We start from the raw sequence: 21,652 nt of genomic DNA, 5'->3' as shown, positions 1-21,652 counted from the left end.
GGGACGACGCCCGCCGGTCACTGCACCGGCGGGCGTCCTCTTTCGCACCTCATCGCCCAGGACGGAAGGACGCCTCATGGCCGACCAGTACACGTTCCAGGACCCGATCGCGCAGTACCCGATGCCCGAGCCGCCGGAGCAGAGCCAGGACGGCCCCGGCCTCGACGCGGACATGACGCCGAAGGCGGACCACGGGCAGGAGACCTACCGCGGGTCCGGCCGCCTCGAGGGCCGCAAGGCGATCATCACCGGCGGCGACTCCGGCATCGGCCGCGCCGTCGCCATCGCGTTCGCCCGCGAGGGCGCCGACATCGTGCTGTCGTACCTGCCCGAGGAGCAGGAGGACGCCGACCACGTGGCGCAGCTCGTCCGCGACGCCGGCCGGAAGATCGTGCTCGCGCCCGGCGACGTCGTCGACCAGGCGTACACCCGGTCGCTCGTGCGCACCGCGCTCGACGAGCTCGGCGGGCTGGACACGCTCGCGATCATCGCCGGGCGCCAGCAGTACGTCGAGGACATCACCGAGCTCACGCCGGACTCGTTCGACGAGACCTTCAAGACCAACGTGTACGCGCTGTACTGGCTGGTCCAGGAGGCCGTGCCGCACCTGCCCAAGGGCTCGAGCATCATCACGACCTCGTCGATCCAGGCGTACCAGCCGGCGCCGATCCTCGTGGACTACGCGACGACCAAGGCCGCGATCAACACGATCTCCAAGGTGCTCGCCGGCCAGCTCGCGCCCAAGGGCATCCGGGTCAACGTCGTCGCGCCCGGCCCGATCTGGACCCCGCTGCAGACCGCCGGCGGGCAGCCGCCGTCGGCGCTGCCGGAGTTCGGGCAGCAGACGCCGTACGGGCGGGCCGGCCAGCCGGCCGAGCTCGCGCCGGCGTACGTGTACCTCGCCTCGCAGGAGTCGAGCTACGTCAGCGGCGAGACGCTGAACGTCAACGGGGGGATGCCGACCCCGTGACGCTCCCCCGGGCGAAGGTGCGCGCGTGACGGAGCAGCCGGGCCTGGAGAACCTCGACGGCGACGCCGGCACGCGCACGGCGGGGTCGGGTCACGCGGCGGCCGAGGAGCCGCGGGACCCGACCCCCCGCACCGACGGCTACGCCGACCTGCGGTCCTACGCCGTGCTCGGCGACGGCCGGACCGTGGCGCTCGTGGCGGACGACGGCCGCGTGGACTGGTTCCCGGTCCCGGACCTGGACACCCCGCCGGTGTTCGCCGCCCTCCTGGACGCGGACGGCGGCGGGTTCGTGGCGCTCGCGCCGACCGTGCCGTTCCGGCTGCGCCGCCAGTACGTCGTCGGCACGAACGTGCTGGTCACGACGTACGACACCGACGGCGGGCAGGCGCGCGTCACCCAGGCGATGAACACCGGCGTCGCCGGGCGGCTGCCGTGGAGCGAGCTCGCCGCGCGCGTCGAGGGCCTGGCGGGCTCCGTGCCGATGGCGTGGCGGGTCGCGCCGGGCACGGTGCTCGGCTCCGCCTCGCCCTGGGTGCAGCGGACCGTCCAGGGGCCGGTGCTGCGCGCCGACGGCGTGACGCTCACCGTCCGGACGCTCGGCGAGATGACCACGGTCGTCGACGACGGGCAGGCGTGCGCGGGCGCGTTCGAGGCGACCCCCGGCTCCCGGCACCTGCTGGCGGTCGCCGGCACCGAGCGCGAGCCCGTGATGCTGCCCGACCCCGAGGACGTCGACCGGGGCATCGACCGCACGATCGACAACTGGCGGGCCTGGACCCGGGAGTTCCACTACGACGGGCCGTGGGGCAAGGCGGTGCAGCGCAGCGCGCTCGCGCTCAAGCTCCTGCTGCACGAGCCGACCGGCGCGATCGCGGCCGCGGGGACGACCTCGCTGCCGGAGTCGAGGGCCGGGGGCAAGAACTGGGACTACCGCTACGCGTGGGTGCGGGACGCGGCGTACACGCTCGACGCGTGGCTCGGCTTCGGGCTGCGTGAGGAGGTGCACGCGGCGATCTCCTGGACGCTGCGCACGCTGCGGCAGCACGGGGTGCAGATCTTCTTCGGGCTCGACGGCTCGCTCCCGACCGCGCCCGACGCGCACCCCGTGCCGGGCTGGCGCGGCGTCGGCCCCGTCGTGACGGGCAACCGGGCCGACGGGCAGCTGCAGCTCGGCGTGTACGGCGACATCCTGGCGGTCGTCCGCGGGTACGTGGACGCGGGGAACCTGCTCGACGCGGAGACCGGGCGGCTGCTCGCCGGGGTGGCCGACGAGGCCGCGGACGCCTGGCACCGGCCCGACGCCGGCATGTGGGAGCTGCGCGAGGAACGGCACTACACGTCCTCGAAGCTCGGCTGCTGGCAGGCGCTGCGGTGCGCCGTGCACCTCGCCGAGCTCGGCCAGATCCCGGGCGAGCCGGACCGCTGGCGCGCCGAGGCCGACCGGATCGCCCGCTGGGTCGACGAGCACTGCTGGTCCGAGGAGCGCGGCGCCTACCTCATGCACCCCGGCTCGGACGCGCTCGACGCCTCGGTGCTGCTGCACGCGCGCAGCGGCTTCGACACCGGCGACCGGATGAGCCGCACCGTCGACGCGCTGCGCGCCGAGCTCGGCTCCGGGCCGCTGCTGCACCGCTACTCCGGCATGCCCGAGGAGGAGGGCGCGTTCGTCGCGTGCGCCTTCTGGGGCGTGGCCGCGCTCGCGCTGGTGGGCCGGACGGACGAGGCGGAGCAGTGGATGACCGAGCTGCTCGACCTCGCGAACGACGTGGGCGTGTGGCCCGAGATGGTCGACCCGGCGACGGGCGACTTCCTCGGCAACCTGCCGCAGGCCCTCAGCCACCTGGCGCTCGTGCAGGCCGCGCTCACCCTGGCGCCGGCCCTGCGCGACGCCGGCGCGGCGGGCTGACCGCCCCGCCGCGCGCCGTGGCACCACGGGCGGCCGCCGATCGGCGCGCCGCCGCACCCGCACCCCGAGGAGGACACATGGACCTGGGCATCACCGGCCGCGTCGCGCTCGTCACCGGCGGCGACTCCGGCATCGGACTGGCGACCGCGCGCCTGCTGCTCGCCGAGGGCGCGCGCGTCGTGCTGACCGACCAGGACGCGTCGGCGCTGGAGGCCGCGGTCGCCGACCTCGACGCGGGGCCCGACCGGCTCGTGCCCGTCCTGGCGGACCTCACCGTGCCGGCCGAGGTCGACGCGCTCGTCGCCCGCGCCACCGACCACTTCGGCGCGCCGGAGATCCTCGTGCACGCCGCCGGCGTGACCGGCGCGCAGGGGCTGTTCCACGAGATCGACGACGCCGGCTGGGCGCGGACGATCGAGGTCGACCTGCTGGCCGCGGTGCGCGTGGTCCGGGCGGTGCTCGGCCCGATGCGCGAGGCCGGACGGGGGCGGATCGTGCTGCTCGCCTCGGAGGACGGCGTCCAGCCCTACGTCGACGAGCTGCCGTACTGCGCGTCGAAGGCCGGCGTGCTGTCGCTGACCAAGGGGCTGTCGAAGTCGTACGGCCCGGAGGGCGTCCTGGTGAACGCGGTGTCGCCGGCGTTCATCGCCACGCCGATGACCGACGCGATGATGGAGAAGCGCGCCGAGGAGCGCGGCACCGACCGGGACGAGGCGATCGCGTCGTTCCTGGACGAGGAGCGCCCGTTCCTCACGGCCGGCCGGCGCGGCGAGGCCGACGAGGTCGCCGCCGTGATCGCGTTCCTGGTCTCCGAGCGGGCGAGCTTCGTCAACGGCTCGAACTACCGGGTCGACTCGGGCTCGGTCGCGACGATCTGACGCCGCGGTGGCGACCGTGGTGTCAGCCGTCCTCGCGGTCGACGGTGCCGAGCGGCTCCGTCGGGGCCGCGGCCTCGCGGCGCGAGCGCCGACGGGGCGGTGCGGGGCGCTCCGGGGCCTCGGCGGCGAGGTCCGCGGCCGACGAGGCCGGGCCGGGCGCGGGAGCCGTGCCGGCCGCGGGGACCGGGTCGAGCACGATCGTCGCGTCCGCCGCCGCCGGTGCGGGCTCCGGCTCGGTCGCTCGGGTGCTGACCCGGGTCGGTGCCGTCGGCGGCTCAGGCGCCGGGGGCACCGCGGGCTGCGCGGCGGCGGGGTCCGGGGCCGCGGGCGCGGCGAGCGACGACGCGGCCGACGACTCGTCCGACGGCGCGGCCGACGCGGCCGACGGGTCGAGCGACGACTCGTCCGACGGCACGGCCGCCGACGGGACCGACGCCGTGTCCGGCGCCGCGTCCGACCCGCCCGCGTCGCCCGCCGCCGCACCCGGCTCCGCCGGCGGCGTGAGCTGGATCGCCGTCGTGCTCGCGTTCGCGGCGACGGTCGCCCCGGCCGCGGTCCCGCGCCCGCTGGTCCGCCGGGCGGCGCCGGCCGCGGCGACGATCCGGGCCACGGGCCGGCCGTCCCGGGTGAGCGTGACCTCGTCGCCGTGCTCGACGGCCCGCACGAGCTCCGGCAGTCGCGCGGCGGCGTCGTCGAGCGTGACCGCGCCGGCGACCGGCACGGCCCCCACGCCCTCGCCCGGGGTGGCCGTGGCGGACGCCGGGACCCGGCCCGCGGCGCGCCGGGCGTCCAGCGTCCGCGTGATCGCCTTCATCGCCTCGGCCAGCAGGAACACCAGGACGGCGAACCCGAGCGTCAGCGCCCACTCGCGCGGCCCGATCGGCGCGGAGTCGAACCAGCTGTGCATGAACGGCACGTACGTGAACACGAGCTGGAGCACGAGCAGCACGCCGGCCGCGATCCACACGACGCGGTTCCCGCGCAGCACCCGCAGCGTCAGGCTGGACTCGCCCAGGAACCGGCAGTTGAACAGGTACGCGAGCTGGCCGAGCGCCAGCATCGTCACGGCCGTGGTCTGCGCGACGTCGTAGTCGGTGCCGCGCGCCCGCTCGATGAAGAACACCGCGAGCGTCGCGCCGCCGATGAGCAGCGACACGATCACCACGTGCACCAGCGACCGGCGCGAGATCACCGACCCGCCGGGCGCGCGCGGCGGCCGGGACATCACGCCCGGCTCGGCGGGCTCGTAGGCGAGCGCGAGGGACAGCGTGACGGCGGTGACGAGGTTGACCCAGAGGATCTGCACCGGGGACAGCGGCAGCGTGAGCCCGAACAGGACCGCGACCAGGATGACCAGCGACTGCGCGCCGTTGGTCGGCAGCAGGAAGACGACGGACTTCGCGATGTTGTCGTAGATCCGCCGCCCCTCCTCGACCGCCCGCTCGATGGTCGCGAAGTTGTCGTCCGCGAGGACGATCTCGGCGGCCTCCTTGGTGGCCTCGGTGCCCTTGATGCCCATCGCGATGCCGACGTCGGCCCGGGTGAGCGCGGGGGCGTCGTTGACGCCGTCGCCGGTCATCGCGACGACCTCGCCGTGCGACTGCAGCGCCCGGACGATGCGGATCTTGTGCTCGGGGCTCGTCCGCGCGTAGACGTCCACCTCGCGGACCCGGCTGCGCAGCTGCTCCTGGCTCATCGCCTCGAGCTCGGCCCCGGTGAGCGCCTGCACGTCGCCGCCGGCCGGGGCGATGCCGAGCTCCCGGGCGATCGCGGTGGCGGTGCCGACGTGGTCGCCGGTGATCATCTTGACCCGGATGCCGGCGCGGTGGCAGTCGGCGATCGCCTGCACGGCCTCGGGCCGCGGCGGGTCGACGATGCCGAACAGGCCGAGGAAGACCAGCCCGCCCTCGACGTCGTCCGCGTCGAGCGCCGTGGTGCCGTCGGCGACCGGGCGCTCGGCGGCGGCGAGGGTGCGCAGGCCCTGCCCGGCGAGCTCGTCGATGACGGCCTCCCAGCGGGCCAGGTCGAGCGGGACGGTGCTGCCGTCGGCCGCGCGCTGGTGGCTGCACCGCTCCAGCAGCCGGTCGGGGGCGCCGACCACGTGGATCCGGGTGCCGGCGCCCGGGACGCGGTCGAGCGTCGCCATGTACTTGGTCGCCGACTCGAACGGCAGGGCGGCGAGCCGCTCGACCTCGCGCACGTCGGCGCCGGCCTTGAGGGCCAGGGTCGTGATCGCGCCCTCGGTCGGCTGGCCGACGACCCGCCACTGACCGCCGTCCTGGACGACGCGGGCGTCGTTCGCGGAGGCCGCGGCGACGAGCAGCGCGGCGAGGTCGGGGTGCGTCTCGAGCGGCGCGCGCCTGCCGTCGCGGACGACACGGCCCTCGGGTGCGTAGCCGAGGCCCTCGACGTCGTAGGTGCCGGCGGCGGTGACGACCGTGCGGGTCGTCATCTCGTTCTTGGTGAGCGTCCCGGTCTTGTCCGAGCAGATCGTCGTCACGGCGCCCAGCGCCTCGACGGCGGTGAGCTTGCGGGTGATGGCGTTGCGCCGCGCCATCTGCTGCACGCCGAGCGCGAGCGTCACCGTGACGAGCGCCGGGAGGCCCTCGGGGACGGCGGCGACCGCGAACCCGATGGCGGCGGAGATGAGGTCGGGCACGTCCCACTGGTGGATGACGCGGCCGATGACGAGCATGAGCGCGGCCATCGCGAGGATGCCCAGCGACAGCGCCTTGCCGAACGCCGCGAGCTTGCGCGACAGCGGCGTCTCCAGGTGGTCGACCTCGGCGATCAGGGACTGGATCCGGCCGATCTCCGTGCCGGCGCCCGTGGCGGTGACCACGCCGACGCCGGTGCCGGCGGACACGATCGTGCTGGAGAACAGCATCGACGCCCGGTCGCCGACCCCCGCGTCCGACCCGACGGCCTCGACCTGCTTGGCCGAGGGCACGGACTCGCCGGTGAGCGCCGCCTCCTCGACCTGGAGGTTGGTGGCCTCGAGCAGCCGCACGTCGGCGGGCACCCGGTCGCCGGAGCGCACCCGCACCACGTCACCGGGGACGAGCGTCTCGGCGTCGACCTGCTGCCACTCGCCGTCGCGACGCACCTGCGCGTCGAGCGACAGCATCGTGCGGATGCCGTCGAGGGCCTTCTCCGCCTGCCCCTCCTGGAGGAAGCCGACCGCCGCGTTGATCACGGCGACCGCGAGGATCACGGCGAAGTCGACCCAGTCGCCCAGCACGGCCTTGAGCACGGCCGACGCGAGCAGGATGTAGATGAGGATGTCGTCGAAGTGCCCGAGCAGCCGGCGCAGCCAGCTCTGCCGCTGCGGGGCGGGGAGCCGGTTCGGCCCGTGCTCCGCCAGCCGTCGTCCGGCCTCGGCGTCGTGCAGCCCGCCGGGCGCGCTGCCCAGCGCGGCGAGCACCTCGGCGGGGGCCTCGGCGTAGGGCCGGGCGCCGGGGCCCGTGCCCGCGGCGTCGGGGCCCGCGGGGGAGGGCGTCGTGAGGGCTGAGGTCGTCATGTCACCACCTGACCGATCGGCGTCCGGGTCATCGTGGCACGCCGCGTCGCCGTCCACCGAGCCGCGGACCGGCCCGTGGACGCCGTCGGCGCCGGTCGCGCGCGTGATGCCACGGCCGCCGCGGGCCAGTTGCGGGACCGGGGTCCCACGCGCGGTCCGGATGAGTCGCGTTCGCCACGTTTTACGTGGAATTCACCCGGTGGGCTCGCGCGTGTCGTCCGCGCTGCGCAAGATGGCACTCCGGAACGGATCAAGGGGGGTAGTCATGGAGATGACCACGAGCGACCAGCAGGCGTCCGAGACCGAGTTCGACGACATCGCCTGGACGAGCGTGAGCAACCCCCGGCGCGTCCGCATCTGACGCGCCGGACCCGTCCCGCCCCGTGTCCTCCGCACGGGGCGGCACACCGCTTCCGACGGCCCCGCGGCACCCGCCGCGGGGCCGTCGTCGTGCGCGGGGTCGTCCGCCCGGGTGGTGCGGCGGTCAGCCGCGGCGCAGCCGGCCGAGCACGGCCCGGGCGTCGGCGAGCGCGGTGTCGTCCCGCACGCCGGTGACCGCGTTGTAGTACATGCCGTCGCCCACCAGCTGCACCACGTGGGCGAGGGCCGGGTCGCCGAGCTCCTCGACCAGCGCCTCGAACCAGTGCCGCCGCAGGTCGTCGAGCACGGCCGTGGCGTCGCCGCCGGCCTCCTCGGCGAGCCGGGCCGAGGCGATCAGCGCGCGGTCGAGCGGGCCGCCGGACTGCTGCGACTCGCGCAGGTAGTAGTCGCTCGCGCCCTCCGGGGCCGCCCGCATGGCCGCGACGTCGGCCGCGCCCAGCTCGGCGAGCCGCTCCCGCTGGCCCTGGACCAGCGCGGCCTTGCTGGGGAAGTGGTAGAGCAGCCCGCCCTTGGACACGTCCGCCGCCGCGGCGACGGCGTCGAGCGTGGCGGCCCGCGGCCCGTGCGCGATCAGCAGGCCCTCGAACGCGTCGAGCAGGCGGTCGCGGGTCGCGGACATGGGAATGACCGTACCGGCCGCGACGCTGTACCGTCCGGACGGTACAGTTCCGTCGGTCCGCACGAACGAACGAGGTCGTCATGTCCGCCCCGGTCACCACCGGTCCCACGCCCGTCGCCCCGACGGCTCTCCTGCACCGCGGCCGCCCGGTCCGCCCCTGGGCGGTGCTGGCCGTCCTCATGCTGCCGGTGCTGCTCATCTCCGTGGACAACACGGTGCTGAGCTTCGCGCTGCCGTCGATCACCGCCGCGCTGGGCGCCTCCGGGTCGGAGCTGCTGTGGATCGTCGACGCGTACCCGCTCGTGCTCGCGGGCCTCCTGGTCCCGATGGGCAGCCTCGGCGACCGGGTCGGGCGCAAGCGCCTGCTGATGATCGGCGCCACCGGGTTCGCGCTCGTGTCGCTGCTCGCCGCGTGGGCGACCAGCCCCGCCCTGCTGATCGCCGCGCGCGCCGCGCTCGGCCTGTTCGGCGCGACGCTGATGCCGTCGACGCTGTCGCTGATCCGCAACGTGTTCCTCGACCGCCGGCAGCGGCGGCTCGCGATCGCGATCTGGGCGTCCGGTTTCGCGGGCGGCGCCGCGCTCGGCCCGATCGTCGGCGGCGCGCTGCTCACCCACTTCTGGTGGGGCTCGGTGTTCCTGCTCAACGTGCCGGTGCTGCTGGTCCTGCTGCCGCTCGCCGCGGCGCTCGTGCCCGAGTCCAAGGACCCCGCGCCGGGCCCGCTCGACCCGTGGAGCAGCGTGCTCGCGCTCGCGACGATGCTGCCGCTCGTCTACGCGATCATCGCGACGGGCGAGCACGGGCTGACGGCCACGACGGGCACCGCCGTGGTCGTGGGTCTGGTCGCCGGCTGGGCGTTCGTCCGCCGGCAGCGCCGGCTCGCGTCCCCGATGCTCGACGTCCGGCTGTTCGCGAACCCCGTCTTCTCCGGCGCCGTCTCCGCCAACCTGCTGTCGGTGCTCGGGTTCTCCGGGCTGCTCGTGATCGTGTCGCAGTTCCTGCAGCTCGCCGCGGGGCTCAGCCCGATGGACGCGGGGTTCGTGCTGCTGCCCGGGCTGGTCGCGTCCGTCGCCGCGGGCCTGCTCGCGGTGCGCGCGGTGCGGTACGTGCGGCCCGGCGTGCTCATCGGGTCGAGCTTCCTGCTCGCGGCGGTCGGGTACGGCGTGCTGACCCTGGTCGGCGACGTGCCGACGCCGGTGACGGTCGCGGTGACGTTCGTGATCATGGGGCTCGGCGTCGGCCTGGCCGAGACGTTGACGAACGACCAGATCACCACGGCGGTCCCGCCGGAGAAGGCCGGTGCCGCGTCCGCGATCTCCGAGACCGCGTACGAGCTCGGCACCACGCTGGGCGTCGCGATCCTCGGCTCGGTGCTGAACGCGACGTACCGGGCCCGGGTCGCGCTGCCCGGGTCGCTCACGGCCGACCAGGTGCACGCCGCGGGGGAGACCCTCGGCGGCGCGTCCCGGGTGGCCGGCGAGGTCGGCGGCGGCACCGGCGAGGCGCTGCTCGAGTCGGCGCGCCTGGCGTTCGACGCCGGGACGCAGCACGCGGCAGCCGTGGGCGCGGTCGTGGCGGTCGGCGCGGCGCTCGTGTCGTTCGTGACGCTGCGCCGCGCGACCGCCGAGTGAGCGCCATCTATTGACTTTCGATAGATGACGGTCGACAGTCGATGGCGCACGGCCGCCCGGGCCGTGCGATCAGCCCTGTCGGAGGTCCCCATGTCCTACGTGCTCGCGGTGCTGGCCGTCGTGGCGGGGGCGTTCGCCGTCGTCGCCGGCGAGGCGGACGACTCCCCGGGGCTGCAGGGCATCGGCGTGCTGCTGGTGCTGACGGGGGTGGTCGTCGCGGTCCGCGCGCTGCGCGCCCGCCGCTCCGCCGCGCGCTGACCCGCGCCGCCGCGCCCGCCCCGCCCCGCCCCGCCGCGCCTGCGCCCCGCGCCCGCTCCGCCGCGCCCGCGCCGCGCGCCAGGCCGCCGAGGTTGCAGAAGGTGCGGGGTTCGATCCGCCGGAACCCCGCACCTTCTGCAACCTCGACGCGAGGGAGGCAGGAGCGACGGCGGGGGCGGAGCGGGACTGCGGCTGCGAGCGCTGTGCGTCAGCGGGCGGCGCGGACGCGGTCCAGGAGGAGCAGGGCGATGTCGGTGACCTCCGGGACGCCGACCGACGCGCGGTCGACGCCGCCCGACCCCGGCGCGCCCCCGCCCGCGACGCCGCCCGACCCCGGCGCGCCCCCGCCCGCGACGCCGCCCGACCCCGGCCCGCCGCCCGACCCCGGCGCGCCGGCCGCTGCGCCCGCGCCCTGCCCTGCCGCGCCGGCCGCCGCGACGCCGTCCGTCAGCATCACCGTGCAGTAGGGGCACGCCGTCGCCACGACGTCGGCGCCCGTCGCGATCGCCTCCTCGGCCCGCGCGGTGCCGATCCGGGTCCCGATCGACTCCTCGACCCACATGCGCGCCCCACCGGCCCCGCAGCAGAACGACCGCTCCCGGCTGCGCGGCATCTCGACGGCCTCGACGCCGGGCAGCGCGCCCAGCAGCTCCCGCGGCGGCTCGTAGACCTCGTTGTGCCGGCCGAGGTAGCAGGGGTCGTGGTAGGTCACCCGCTGCGGCGCCGCGCCCGGGGCCGCGACCGGCGTCAGCCGCCCCTCGCCGACCAGCCGGTCGAGCAGCTCCGTGTGGTGCACGACGTCGTACCGCCCGCCGAGCTGCGGGTACTCCCGCGCCAGCGTGTTGAAGCAGTGCGCGCAGGTGACGACCACCGCGCGCGCCTCCGCGGCGGTGAGCGACTCGACGTTGGCGGACGCGAGCATCTGGTAGAGCACCTCGTTGCCCGCGCGCCGGGCCGGGTCGCCGGTGCAGCCCTCGCCGTCGCCGAGCACGGCGAACGAGACGCCGGCGGTGTGCAGGAGCTCGGCCACGGCGCGGGTGGTCCGCCGCGCCTTCTCCTCGTAGGCCCCCGCGCAGCCGACCCAGAACAGGTAGTCCACCTCGGCGGCCGAGGCGACGTCCGCGCCGACGACCGGCACGTCGAACGGCAGGTCCTTCGCCCAGTCGAGCCGCTGCCGCGCCGGCAGCCCCCACGGGTTGCCCCGTCGCTCGAGCTTCGTGAACGTCCCGCCGAGCTCGGCGGGGAACGCCGACTCCATCAGCGTCTGGTACCGCCGGATGTCGACGATCGTGTCCACGTGCTCGATGTCGACCGGGCACTGCTGGACGCAGGCGCCGCAGGTGGTGCACGCCCACAGCGCGTCCGCGTCGATCACGCCGGAGGCCACCAGGTCCACGTCCACGTGGCCCGGCTCGACCTCGGCGCCGCACCGCGCGGCCCGCAGGTACGGCGCGGTCGCCGCGGCGTGGTCCCGGAGGGCGAGCGTGACGAGCTTGGGGGACAGCGGCTTGCCGGTCGCCCACGCGGGGCACTGGTCCTGGCACCGCCCGCACTCCGTGCAGGTCGACACGTCGAGCAGCTGCTTCCAGGTCAGGTCCTCGACCGCCCGCACGCCCAGCCGCGCGTCGTCCGGCAGGTCCTCCAGCGCGGCGACGTCGAGGTCCCGGTCGCCGACCCGCACCGGCTCCAGCGGCCCGAGCGCCGGCGCGCCGTCGACCGACCGGCGCGCGTACACGTTGAGCACCGCGAGGAACCGGTGCCACGCGACGCCCATCGTCGGCTGCAGCCCGACCACGACGAACCACGCCATCGACACCAGGATCTTCACGGTCGCGCAGACGACGACGGCCGCCTCGACCGCCCCCGTCGACGCCCCGGACCACAGGTCGCCGATCCACGCCGTCGTCGGGAACTGCCAGGCGCTCGCGAGGGCCGACCCGTCGCGCGCCGCGAGCTCGTGCTCCAGCCCGCGCAGCAGCAGCACCGCCAGCACCACCAGCAGCACCGTCGCCTCGACGACGACGGCCTGCGCGGTCGACGACCCGAAGAACCGCGACCGCCGCTGCGGCAGCGCCCCGGGGTCCGCGTCCGGCCCCGACCCGTCCCCGGTTCCCGCGCCCGCCACCGCGATCGCCCGGGCAGCCGATCCCGGCAGCCCCCGTGGCGTCCGCCGCACCCGCACCGCGATCAGCGCGAGGATCCCCGCGAGCGACAGCCAGGCGATCCCCTCCGTCAGCCACGCCCACGGCGCCAGGTGCCCGAGGACCGGCAGCGTCCACCGCGGGTCGACGACCTGCGCGTACCCGGCGACCAGCGTGAGGAGCAGGACCGGGAACGACACCATGACGACCCAGTGCGCCGCCCGGACCACCGGGGTGTGCTGGAACCGGCCGTGCCCGAGCATCTCCCGGACGACCAGCCACGCCCGCCTGCCGACCGGTCCCAGCCGGCCCGGCGCCGGGCGGCCGACCCGGATCGTGCGGGTGAGCCGGCGTGCGCCGAGAGCGAACGTCGCGACCCCGACGGCGGTGGCGACGAGCACCACGACGAGGCAGGTCACGCGCAGGACGTCCACGTGATCACGCTAGCCGCCGGGCGTCCCGGGCCCGCGACCGGACGTCCCGGGTGGGGTCCCCGGGGTCGTGCGGCCAGGTCGCGGTGGGCCATCACTTGATAGAGTCCAGGTAATCCCTCGACCACGGTCGGCCTTCGCCACGCTTGCGTGCGCCGCGTCGCCGTGCGTCCCTGTACCTGCCCGCTGACAACACCACAGCCGTCGAACCGCTGCGGGCGGGCCCCAGGGCACCCGTGGGCAGGGTCGGCGCGACCCACCGACCGACCACCCGCCCACGACAGGACGGAGCGGACGTGCTGCAGCTCCTCGCGGTGCACCTCGTCGCTGCCCTGGTCGCGCCCGCGCTCGTCGCGTGGATCGGCCGCAGGGCGTTCTGGGTGCTCGCGCTCGCCCCCGCCGCGGTGGCCGTGTGGGCGCTCTCCCTCACCGGCCGCGTGCTGGACGGCGACGGGCCGACGCAGGTGGTGCAGTGGGTACCCGGCCTCGGCCTGGAGCTGGCGTTCCGGCTCGACACGCTGTCCTGGCTGATGACCCTGCTGGTCGGCGGCGTCGGTGCGATCGTCCTGGTCTACTGCTCCGCCTACTTCAAGGCGGGCGCGAGCGGCCTCGGCCGGTTCAGCGGGGTGCTGGTCGCGTTCGCCGGCGCGATGCTCGGCCTGGTCACCGCGGACGACTCGCTGCTGCTGTTCGTGTTCTGGGAGCTGACCACGGTCTTCTCCTACCTGCTGATCGGCCACTACCACGAGCGCAAGGCGAGCCGCCGGGCCGCCATGCAGGCGATCGTCGTCACGACGGCGGGCGGCCTCACGATGCTCGTCGGCGTGGTCCTGCTCGGCGAGGCCGCGGGCACGTACCGGATCTCCGAGACGCTCGCGGACCCGCCGCACGGCCCCATGGTCACCGCTGCGGTGGTCTGCCTCCTGGTCGGCGCCATGAGCAAGGCCGCGCTGATCCCCACGCACTTCTGGCTGCCGGCCGCGATGGCCGCGCCCACGCCGGTGTCCGCGTACCTGCACGCCGCCGCGATGGTGAAGGCCGGCGTGTACCTGGTCGCGCGGTTCGCCCCGGCGTACTCCGAGCTGTCCGCCTGGCGCTGGATGATCGTCGTGCTCGGCGGCGGCACGCTGCTGCTCGGCGGCTACCGCGCGCTGCGCCAGCACGACCTCAAGCTGATCCTCGCGTTCGGCACCGTGAGCCAGCTCGGCCTCATCGTGCTGCTGGTCGGCTACGGCACGAAGGCGACCGCGCTCGCGGGCCTCGCCCTGGTCGGCGCCCACGCCATGTTCAAGGCCGCGCTGTTCCTCGTGGTCGGCGTCGTGGACGCCGCGACCGGCACCCGCGACCTGCGCCGGCTGTCCGGCGTCGGCCGGGCGCTCCCGATCACGGCGGTCGCCGGCGGGCTGGCCACGCTGTCGATGATCGGCGCGCCGCCGTTCGCCGGCTACGTCGCCAAGGAGGCCGCCCTCGAGGCGCTCGTCCACGGCGGGCACCCGCTGGACCTGGTCGTCCTCGTGCTGGTCGCGGTCGGCTCGGCGTTGACCGTCGCGTACGGCCTGCGGCTGTGGTGGGGCGCGTTCGCCACCAAGCCGGTGCTGTCCCCGGCCGCCGTGAAGGCGCTGTCGGTCGCCCGCGAGGCGAGGGCGGCGAAGGACGAGCCCGGTGCGCGCGACGAGCGCAGCGTCCCCGAGCTGGACGCCCCCGCCGACGACGACCGCGCGGAGCCCGCGCCCGTCGGTCGCCCGTCGTTGCTGCTGGTCTGGCCCGCGCTGCTGCTCGCCGTCCTCGGCCTCGCGGTCGCGCTGGTGCCGTCGTTCGGCGAGGAGCTGCTCGCGCCGCAGGCCGACCTTTACCCCGAGGGCGAGGCCGGCCACCTGCTGCTGTGGGGCGGCTTCACCCCGGTGCTCGCGATCACCGTCGCGGTGCTCGCGGTCGGTGCGCTGCTGTTCGTGGCCCGCGGCCCGGTCGAGGCCGCGCAGGCCGCGGTGCCGCACGTGCCCGAGGCGGACCGGATGTACCGCCGGTTCATGCGCAAGCTCGACGACCTGGCCGCGGACGTCACCGCGATCACCCAGCGCGGTTCGCTGCCGTTCTACCTCGGCGGCATCCTCGTGGTGTTCGTCGTGACCGTCGGCGTCCCGCTGGTCCGGTTCACCGACCTGCCGACCGAGACCCGCGCGTGGGACCGCCCGGCGCAGCTCGTCATCGGCGTGTTCGTCGCCGTGGCGGCCGTGCTGGTCGCGCGGGCCCGCCGCCGGCTCAAGGCCGTGATCCTGCTGGGCGTCTCCGGCTACGGCATCGCGGCGCTGTTCCTGCTCCAGGGCGCCCCGGACCTCGCGCTCACCCAGGTGCTGGTCGAGACGGTGACGCTCGTCGTGTTCGTCCTGGTGATGCGCCGGCTGCCCCCGTACTTCTCGGACCGCCCGCTGGTGGCGTCCCGGTTCGTGCGGCTCGTGGTCGCGCTGGCGGTCGGCCTGACGGTCGGCGCGCTGGCGCTCGTCGTGCCGAGCGCCCGGATCCACATCCCGGTGTCCGTCGACTTCGCCGAGGAGGCCTACTCCTTCGGCGGCGGCAAGAACATCGTCAACGTGACGCTCGTCGACATCCGCGCCTGGGACACGATGGGCGAGATCTCGGTGCTGCTGGTCGCGGCCACCGGCGTCGCCTCGCTCGTGTTCCTCCGCAAGCGGTCGGGCGCGATCTTCCGCGCCGGCGACGCGCCCGCGGACCGCGCGGTCTGGGGCAGCGAGGACGACCCGCAGGCGGCGCTGCGCCGGCCCGTCGAGGCCCGCGCCGGGTACCAGCCGCGCGAGTGGCTGCGCGCCGGCCGGACACTGGCCCCGCGGCGCCGCTCGGTGGTGTTCGAGGTGGTCGTGCGGCTGCTGTTCCACACGATGATCGTGTACTCGCTGTTCCTGCTGTTCTCCGGGCACAACGCCCCCGGCGGCGGGTTCGCGGCCGGCCTGGTCACGGTCATCGCGCTGATCGTCCGCTACCTCGCGGGCGGCCGGTACGAGCTCGGTGAGGCGGCCCCCGTGCAGCCCGGTCTGCTGCTCGGCAGCGGCCTGTTCCTGTCGGCGGGCGTGGGCCTGGGCGCGCTGATCTTCGGCGGCACCGTCCTGCAGTCCTGGATCATCGAGGCGTCGCTGCCGCTGCTCGGCGACATCAAGCTCGTCACCTCGCTGTTCTTCGACGTCGGCGTCTACCTGGTGGTCGTCGGCCTGGTGCTCGACATCCTGCGCAGCCTCGGGGCCGAGATCGACCGGCAGGCCGAGCAGGACGGCGACCCGGTGGCCGTGGGCGGCGACGCCGAGCCGGCGGAGGAGATCCGCGTGGACGCGGTCGCCGCCGGCCTGGTCACCCACCGCCACGACGACGCGGAGGGCGCGCGATGATCGACATGAGCCCCAACCTCGTCCTGGTCGGCCTGATCGTCGTCCTGGTGACGGCGGGCGTGTACCTGCTCCTGGAGCGCAGCCTGTCCCGGGTGCTGATCGGCGTCGTGCTGATCGGCAACGGCGCGAACCTGCTGTTCCTGGTCGCGGGCGGCGCCGCCGGCCGGCCGCCGCTCGTCGGGCTCGAGCTCGAGCGCGAGATGGCCGACCCGCTGCCGCAGGCGATGGTGCTGACCGCCATCGTCATCACGCTCGGCATGACGGCGTTCCTGCTCGCCATGGCCTACCGGTCCTGGCAGCTGCACCGGCACGACGAGGTCCAGGACGACGTCGAGGACCGCCGCATCGCCCGGCTGGCCGCGCGCGACGAGCGCGCGTTCCTGGACGACGACACCGAGGAGTCGACGACCACCCTCGACGAGGAGGCCGCGGAGACCCGCGACGAGACCGACGAGGGCGAACCCTCACCCGCGGGCGTCACGGGCGCCGGGGACCACGCACGACCGACCGACGACCGCGGGGAGGGCAGCCGATGAGCGAGTACAGCTGGCTGGTGCCGCTGCCCGTCGTCGTGCCGCTGTTCGGCGCCGGCCTCGCGCTGGCCCTGTACCGCCGCCCGCGCCTGCAGCGGATCATCAGCGTCGTCGCGCTCAGCGTCGTGCTGGTCGTCGCGGCGACCCTGCTCGTGCTCGCGGACGACGGCCCGATCGTCGTCGACATCGGCGGCTGGGCCGCGCCGGTCGGCATCGACCTGGTGGCGGACCGGCTGTCGGCGCTCATGCTCACGGTCTCCGCCGCGGTGACGCTGTGCGTCCAGCTGTACTCGCTGGCCCAGGGCGAGGCCGACGGCGACGAGGCCGCGCCGGTCTCGATCTACCACCCGACCTACCTGATCCTGGCCGCCGGCGTCGCGAACGCGTTCCTGTCCGGCGACCTGTTCAACATCTACGTCGGGTTCGAGATCCTGCTGGCCGCGTCGTACGTGCTGCTGACGCTCGGCGGCACGGGGGAGCGGATCCGGGCGGGCAGCATCTACGTGGTCGTCGCGCTGCTGTCGTCGCTGCTGTTCCTCATCGCGATCGCGCTGACCTACGCGGCCGCCGGCACGGTGAACCTCGCGCAGCTCGCCGAGCGGCTCCCGGAGATCGACCCCGGCGTGCGGCTGCTGCTCCAGGTGCTGCTGCTGCTCGCGTTCGGCATCAAGGCGGCGATCTTCCCGCTGTCCGCGTGGCTGCCCGACTCCTACCCGACGGCGCCCGCCCCGGTCACCGCGGTGTTCGCCGGCCTGCTCACCAAGGTCGGCGTCTACGCGATCATCCGGACCCAGACGCTGCTGTTCCCCGAGGGCCGGATGGACGACGTCCTCATGTGGGCGGCGCTCGGCACCATGGTGGTCGGCATCCTCGGCGCGGTGGCGCAGGACGACCTCAAGCGTCTGCTGTCGTTCACGCTGGTCAGCCACATCGGCTACATGATCTTCGGCATCGCCCTGGCCTCCGAGGCCGGCTGGTCCGCGTCGATCTACTACGTCGCGCACCACATCATCGTGCAGACCGGCCTGTTCCTGGTCGCGGGGCTGATCGAACGCAGAGGCGGCTCCACGTCGCTCGACTCGCTCGGCGGGCTGGCGAAGATCGCCCCCGTGCTGGCGATCCTGTTCTTCATCCCGGCGATGAACCTCGGCGGCATCCCGCCGCTGTCCGGGTTCCTCGGGAAGGCCGGGCTCCTGCAGGCCGGCGTCGCGGACGGCTCGTGGCTCGCGCTGACCCTGGTGGTCGGCGGTGTGGTCACCTCGCTGCTGACGCTGTACGCGCTGATCAAGGCCTGGAACAAGGCGTTCTGGCAGACGCCGCCCGAGCCGCTGCCCGACGAGCGGCTGCCCCGGGGCATGGTCGGCTCCGCCGGCGCGCTCGTCGTGCTCGGCCTCGCGCTCACCGTCGCCGCCGGCCCGCTGTACGGCTACGCGGAGCGCGCCGCCGGGGCGCTCGCCGACCGGTCGGTGTACATCCAGTCGGTGCTGCCCGAGGGCGGCCGCGGCTCGGGCGAGTCGGTCGACGTGGCGGAGGGGGAGGACGCGTGAGCCTGCACCCGCGCCGGAAGAGGCTGGCGACCCAGTGGCCGACCATGGTCTGGCTCGTCGTCGTCTGGGTGTTCCTGTGGGGCGACCTGTCCGTGGGGAACGTCCTGGCCGGCTCCGTGATCGCGGTCGCGGTCACCGGGCTGCTGCGCATGACGCCGATCGACTTCCACGGCACGGTGCGGCCCTGGCCCCTGCTCGTGCTGGTCGGGCGGTTCGCCTGGGACCTCGTGCACGCGTCCGTCGAGGTGTCCTGGGTCGCGCTGCGGCCGCGGCACACGCCCCGCGGCGCCGTGATCGGCGTCCAGCTGCGGAACCACTCCGACCTGTACCTGACCATGACCGCCGAGCTCTGCTCGCTCGTCCCCGGCTCGCTGGTCGTCGAGGCGCACCGCCTGACCGGCATGCTCTACCTGCACGTCCTCGACGTCGAGCAGTCCGGCGGCGTCGAGCGCGCCCGGCAGACGGTGCTCGACCAGGAGGAGCGGGTGCTGCGCGCCTTCGCCTCGGACGCCGAGCTGCGCGAGGCCGGGCTCGCGCCCGGCGGCCGGTCCCCCCGACGCCAGGAGGTGGGCGCGTGACCGCCGTCCTGCTGATCTGCGCCGCGCTGCTCACGGTGGCCGGGGCGCTCGCCCTGATCCGGGCGGAGCGCGGCCCGTCCATGCTCGACCGGACCGTGGCGCTCGACATCATCGTCACGGTCGTGGTGGCCGCGGTCGCCCTGTACGCGTCCGCCGAGCGGCGCACCGACGTGGTGCCGATCCTCGTCGTGCTGTCGCTCGTCGGCTTCGTGGGGTCGACCACCATCGCGCGGTTCGCGTCCGTCGAGCCCGCGGGCGAGGGCCGGGTCCGCACCCGCGAGGAGATCGCGGCCGAGGAGGCCGAGCGGATCCGCGCCGAGGAGGAGGCCGAGGAGGCCCGCCGCGCGCGCCGGGCCCGGGAGGCCGAGGCGTCCGCGTCGGAGGCCCCGCGGCCGGCCGCGGACCCGGACGAGGTGCGCGCCGAGCACGCCGCGCACGGCGACGAGGCCCGCCGCGGCCGGGTCGTCGAGGACGAGGACCGGCGCGAGCACGGCGACGAGCCGGAGGTGGACGAGCACGGCGCGGGCGAGCACACCGCCGCGCGGGAGCGCGAGGATCAGGACGCCGCCGACCGCGAGGCGGCCGGGCGCGGCACGAGCGAGCGCACGCACGGCGAGGGGAGCGACCGATGAGCTGGGACTGGGACGTGGTCGCGGACGTCGTCGCCTCGATCTGCCTGATCGGCGGGGCGCTGCTGGCGCTCGCCGCGGGCGTCGGCGTGCTGCGGTTCCCCGACCTGCTGTCGCGGATGCACGCGGGGACCAAGCCGCAGGTGCTCGGGCTGATCCTCGTCCTGATCGGCCTGTCGCTGCGGCTGCGGTCCGGCGGCGCGGTGTGGGCGCTCGTGCTCGTCGCGCTGTTCCAGATGCTGACGGCGCCGGTCGCCGCGCACCTGGTCGGCCGCGCGGGCTACCGCACCGGGAAGGTGCGCCGGGACCTGCTGGTCGTGGACGAGCTCACGGAGGCGCAGGACGAGGCCACCGCGCGGGGCACCGAGCCCGAGGACGCCCCGGAGTCGTCGAGCCGCTGAGTCGTCCGGGCGGCGCGCGGCGGCCGCGCCCGCCGGGTCCGGCGGCTCCCGCCGACGTCGGCGGGAGCCACCGGACCCGGTCGGAGGCACCGACCTCGCGCCGCCGGGCGGGTCAGGCCTTCGGGAGGCGGCGGTTCCGGTCGACGCGCTCGACGAACTTCTTGGTGCCGCGGGTGGCGAACACGCGCGCGACGGTGACCGCGGCCGCGGTGATCGCGGCGGCCGCCACGACCTCGGCGACGCGCGGGTCGTCGTCGTCCTCGGGCTTCGGCGGCTTGTGCCCCGACGCCGCCTTCCACGCGGCGTCGACCGCCTTGCCGGCGATCCAGGCGACGGCGCCGGCGACCACCAGGCCGGTGATCTTCGCGAACGTGGACTGGGTCTCTTCGTCGGCCACGGGACCTCCTGCGTCGGGACGGGCGTGCTGGCTGCCCACGCTAGCGCCGCCGGTGCGGCGCCGCAGGTCAGGCGCGTCAGCGCGGGCGGCGTGCCGCGCCGGTGTAGGGTCGGGCGCGAACGACAGGGGAGCGTCCCGGGCCGTGCGTGACACCGCGGCCCGACCGACGCTGAGAGTGCGGACGGAATCCGCAGACCCTCGCACCTGATCCGGTTAGCACCGGCGTAGGGAGTCGGGATCTCAGTCGCCCCGCGCCGTCGTGCTCCTGCGGGGCGCGGCCGGTGCGGTGCGGCCCCCTCGGTGCACATCGAGGAGGAACCACCATGGCGCGCACGCGCGCACGCCGCCGGGCACCCCGGCGGACCACCACGGCCGGCCTGGTCGCCGTCGCCGGCGTCCTGGCGCTGACCGCCTGCTCCGTGACCGGGTCGGGCTCGGGCTCCGGGTCCGACGACGCGTCGACGGGCGCGGGCGGCGGGACCGTCACGCTGGTCACGCACGACTCGTTCCACCTGAGCGACGGCCTGCTGGAGCAGTTCGAGGCGGACACCGGGCTCACGGTCACGCAGGTCGCCCCCGGCGACGGCGGGGCGCTGGTCAACCAGCTGATCCTCACCAAGGACGCGCCGCTGGGCGACGTGGTCTACGGCATCGACAACACCTTCGCGTCGCGGGCGATCGACGAGGGCGTGCTGGAGCCGTACGAGTCGCAGGCGCCCGCGGCGGCCGACGCCGCGCGGTACGCGCCGGACGCGTCGCACTCGCTCACCGCGGTCGACACGGGCGACGTCTGCCTGAACGTCGACCACGCCTGGTTCGCCGCGCAGGGCGTGCCGGAGCCGACGTCGCTCGAGGACCTGACCGACCCGCGGTACCGGGACCTGACGGTCGTCACCAACGCGGCGACCAGCAGCCCGGGCCTGGCGTTCCTGCTGGCGACCGTCGGCGCGTTCGGCGAGGACGGCTGGCAGCAGTACTGGACCGACCTCGAGGCGAACGGCCTGAAGGTCGCCGAGGGCTGGTCGGACGCCTACTACACCGACTTCTCCGGTGGCGGGGGCGGCGGCCCGCGGCCGATCGCGCTGTCGTACGCGTCGAGCCCGCCCGAGACGGTCCCGGAGGGCGGCGGCGAGCCCACGACCGGCGCGCTGCTGGACACCTGCTTCCGCCAGGTCGAGTACGCCGGCGTGCTGGCCGGCGCGCAGAACCCCGAGGGCGCGCAGCAGCTGGTCGACTGGCTGCTGTCAGACGAGGTGCAGGCGGACATCCCGGGCTCGATGTACATGTACCCGGTGAGCTCGGCCGTCGAGCTGCCCGAGTCCTGGGCGGAGTGGGCCCCGCTGTCCGAGGCGCCGCACGAGGTGCCGCTCGACGACATCGCGGAGAACCGCGACGCCTGGGTGCGCGAGTGGACCGACCTGGTCGTCGGCTGACGAC

Annotated in this window: 16 protein-coding genes, 1 pseudogene and 1 riboswitch; of the genes and pseudogenes, 12 read left to right on the top strand and 5 right to left on the bottom strand. The window is 75.3% G+C overall.

Annotated features, from left to right (window positions below):
• Positions 1–76 precede the first annotated feature (76 nt).
• The 3 genes from Cpa01nite_RS06730 (at position 77) to Cpa01nite_RS06720 (ending at position 3,754) form a co-directional block, all read left to right on the top strand.
• Entirely contained in the window at positions 77–970 is an 894-nt protein-coding gene (locus Cpa01nite_RS06730; protein ID WP_203667970.1) for an SDR family oxidoreductase, read from the top strand.
• A gap of 163 nt (positions 971–1,133) precedes the next feature.
• Positions 1,134–2,876, top strand: a complete 1,743-nt coding sequence (locus Cpa01nite_RS06725; protein WP_239068592.1) for a glycoside hydrolase family 15 protein — start codon at positions 1,134–1,136, stop codon at positions 2,874–2,876.
• A gap of 77 nt (positions 2,877–2,953) precedes the next feature.
• Positions 2,954–3,754: an SDR family NAD(P)-dependent oxidoreductase gene (locus Cpa01nite_RS06720; RefSeq protein WP_203667968.1), complete on the top strand. Its 801-nt coding sequence runs from the start codon at positions 2,954–2,956 to the stop codon at positions 3,752–3,754.
• 22 nt (positions 3,755–3,776) lie between these two features.
• On the opposite strand, the gene Cpa01nite_RS18555 is transcribed toward Cpa01nite_RS06720, so the two are convergent.
• The 3 genes and pseudogenes from Cpa01nite_RS18555 to Cpa01nite_RS18840 all read right to left on the bottom strand — a co-directional run bounded on the left by Cpa01nite_RS18555 (position 3,777) and on the right by Cpa01nite_RS18840 (position 8,274).
• Positions 3,777–4,475, bottom strand: coding sequence for a type II toxin-antitoxin system Phd/YefM family antitoxin (locus tag Cpa01nite_RS18555; protein WP_373307347.1), 699 nt, complete (start codon positions 4,473–4,475; stop codon positions 3,777–3,779).
• A 63-nt stretch (positions 4,476–4,538) separates the two neighbouring features.
• Positions 4,539–7,274 (bottom strand): annotated as a pseudogene (locus Cpa01nite_RS06715) (cation-translocating P-type ATPase); the annotation flags it as partial.
• 484 nt (positions 7,275–7,758) lie between these two features.
• Positions 7,759–8,274 carry a TetR family transcriptional regulator gene (locus tag Cpa01nite_RS18840; protein ID WP_203667966.1) on the bottom strand — a complete coding sequence of 172 codons (516 nt, stop codon included), beginning with the start codon at positions 8,272–8,274 and terminating at the stop codon, positions 7,759–7,761.
• Positions 8,275–8,354: 80 nt separating this feature from the next.
• Here Cpa01nite_RS18840 and Cpa01nite_RS06705 point away from each other — a divergent pair, with 80 nt between their 5' ends.
• Entirely contained in the window at positions 8,355–9,905 is a 1,551-nt protein-coding gene (locus Cpa01nite_RS06705) for an MFS transporter (RefSeq protein ID WP_203667965.1), read from the top strand.
• Between the two features lie 90 nt (positions 9,906–9,995).
• Positions 9,996–10,163 (top strand): hypothetical protein, encoded by a 168-nt coding sequence (locus Cpa01nite_RS06700; protein ID WP_203667964.1) that lies wholly within the window; start codon positions 9,996–9,998, stop codon positions 10,161–10,163.
• A gap of 208 nt (positions 10,164–10,371) precedes the next feature.
• Here the strand turns inward: Cpa01nite_RS06700 and Cpa01nite_RS06695 are convergent, their stop codons facing one another.
• Positions 10,372–12,738, bottom strand: coding sequence for a (Fe-S)-binding protein (locus Cpa01nite_RS06695; protein WP_203667963.1), 2,367 nt, complete (start codon positions 12,736–12,738; stop codon positions 10,372–10,374).
• Positions 12,739–13,031: 293 nt separating this feature from the next.
• Here Cpa01nite_RS06695 and Cpa01nite_RS06690 point away from each other — a divergent pair, with 293 nt between their 5' ends.
• The 6 genes from Cpa01nite_RS06690 to mnhG are packed head-to-tail and all read left to right on the top strand — an operon-like array spanning position 13,032 to position 19,818.
• Positions 13,032–16,130, top strand: a complete 3,099-nt coding sequence (locus tag Cpa01nite_RS06690) for a Na+/H+ antiporter subunit A (protein WP_203667962.1) — start codon at positions 13,032–13,034, stop codon at positions 16,128–16,130.
• The gene (locus Cpa01nite_RS06685) at positions 16,127–16,666 is read left to right on the top strand and encodes a Na(+)/H(+) antiporter subunit C (protein ID WP_203667961.1); all 540 of its coding nucleotides are present in this window, start codon (positions 16,127–16,129) and stop codon (positions 16,664–16,666) included. Before Cpa01nite_RS06690 ends, Cpa01nite_RS06685 begins: the two co-directional genes overlap by 4 nt.
• On the top strand, positions 16,663–18,210 hold the full coding sequence (locus Cpa01nite_RS06680; protein ID WP_203667960.1) for a Na+/H+ antiporter subunit D: 1,548 nt from the start codon (positions 16,663–16,665) through the stop codon (positions 18,208–18,210). The genes Cpa01nite_RS06685 and Cpa01nite_RS06680 overlap by 4 nt, the downstream gene beginning before the upstream one ends.
• Entirely contained in the window at positions 18,207–18,788 is a 582-nt protein-coding gene (locus tag Cpa01nite_RS06675; protein ID WP_203667959.1) for a Na+/H+ antiporter subunit E, read from the top strand. The genes Cpa01nite_RS06680 and Cpa01nite_RS06675 overlap by 4 nt, the downstream gene beginning before the upstream one ends.
• A complete protein-coding gene (locus Cpa01nite_RS18540; protein ID WP_239068587.1) occupies positions 18,785–19,420 on the top strand; it encodes a monovalent cation/H+ antiporter complex subunit F in 636 nt (211 codons plus the stop codon). Before Cpa01nite_RS06675 ends, Cpa01nite_RS18540 begins: the two co-directional genes overlap by 4 nt.
• Entirely contained in the window at positions 19,417–19,818 is a 402-nt protein-coding gene (gene mnhG / locus Cpa01nite_RS06665) for a monovalent cation/H(+) antiporter subunit G (RefSeq protein WP_203667958.1), read from the top strand. The genes Cpa01nite_RS18540 and mnhG overlap by 4 nt, the downstream gene beginning before the upstream one ends.
• Positions 19,819–19,930: 112 nt before the next feature.
• Here the strand turns inward: mnhG and Cpa01nite_RS06660 are convergent, their stop codons facing one another.
• Complete coding sequence (locus Cpa01nite_RS06660; RefSeq protein WP_203667957.1) at positions 19,931–20,215, bottom strand: DUF4235 domain-containing protein; 285 nt, start codon at positions 20,213–20,215, stop codon at positions 19,931–19,933.
• Between the two features lie 114 nt (positions 20,216–20,329).
• A riboswitch (TPP riboswitch) is annotated at positions 20,330–20,463 on the top strand.
• Between the two features lie 75 nt (positions 20,464–20,538).
• Here Cpa01nite_RS06660 and Cpa01nite_RS06655 point away from each other — a divergent pair.
• On the top strand, positions 20,539–21,648 hold the full coding sequence (locus tag Cpa01nite_RS06655) for a thiamine ABC transporter substrate-binding protein (RefSeq protein ID WP_203667956.1): 1,110 nt from the start codon (positions 20,539–20,541) through the stop codon (positions 21,646–21,648).
• Positions 21,649–21,652 lie beyond the last annotated feature (4 nt).

Origin of the sequence: Cellulomonas pakistanensis (genome assembly GCF_016862755.1) — a bacterium.
GTDB lineage: Bacteria > Actinomycetota > Actinomycetes > Actinomycetales > Cellulomonadaceae > Cellulomonas > Cellulomonas pakistanensis.
Note: the sequence above shows the minus strand (reverse complement) of the source record. Positions and strands in the feature narration are given on the sequence as shown.

Excerpts from the sequence above, each read along its gene's own strand:
- Cpa01nite_RS06720 (WP_203667968.1), top strand. The coding sequence starts at position 2,954 with ATGGACCTGGGCATCACCGGCCGCGTCGCGCTCGTCACCGGCGGCGAC.
- Cpa01nite_RS06655 (WP_203667956.1), top strand. The coding sequence starts at position 20,539 with ATGGCGCGCACGCGCGCACGCCGCCGGGCACCCCGGCGGACCACCACG.
- Cpa01nite_RS06700 (WP_203667964.1), top strand. The coding sequence starts at position 9,996 with ATGTCCTACGTGCTCGCGGTGCTGGCCGTCGTGGCGGGGGCGTTCGCC.
- Cpa01nite_RS06685 (WP_203667961.1), top strand. The coding sequence starts at position 16,127 with ATGATCGACATGAGCCCCAACCTCGTCCTGGTCGGCCTGATCGTCGTC.
- Cpa01nite_RS18840 (WP_203667966.1), bottom strand. The coding sequence starts at position 8,274 with ATGTCCGCGACCCGCGACCGCCTGCTCGACGCGTTCGAGGGCCTGCTG.
- Cpa01nite_RS06680 (WP_203667960.1), top strand. The coding sequence starts at position 16,663 with ATGAGCGAGTACAGCTGGCTGGTGCCGCTGCCCGTCGTCGTGCCGCTG.
- Cpa01nite_RS06705 (WP_203667965.1), top strand. The coding sequence starts at position 8,355 with ATGTCCGCCCCGGTCACCACCGGTCCCACGCCCGTCGCCCCGACGGCT.
- mnhG (WP_203667958.1), top strand. The coding sequence starts at position 19,417 with ATGAGCTGGGACTGGGACGTGGTCGCGGACGTCGTCGCCTCGATCTGC.
- Cpa01nite_RS06730 (WP_203667970.1), top strand. The coding sequence starts at position 77 with ATGGCCGACCAGTACACGTTCCAGGACCCGATCGCGCAGTACCCGATG.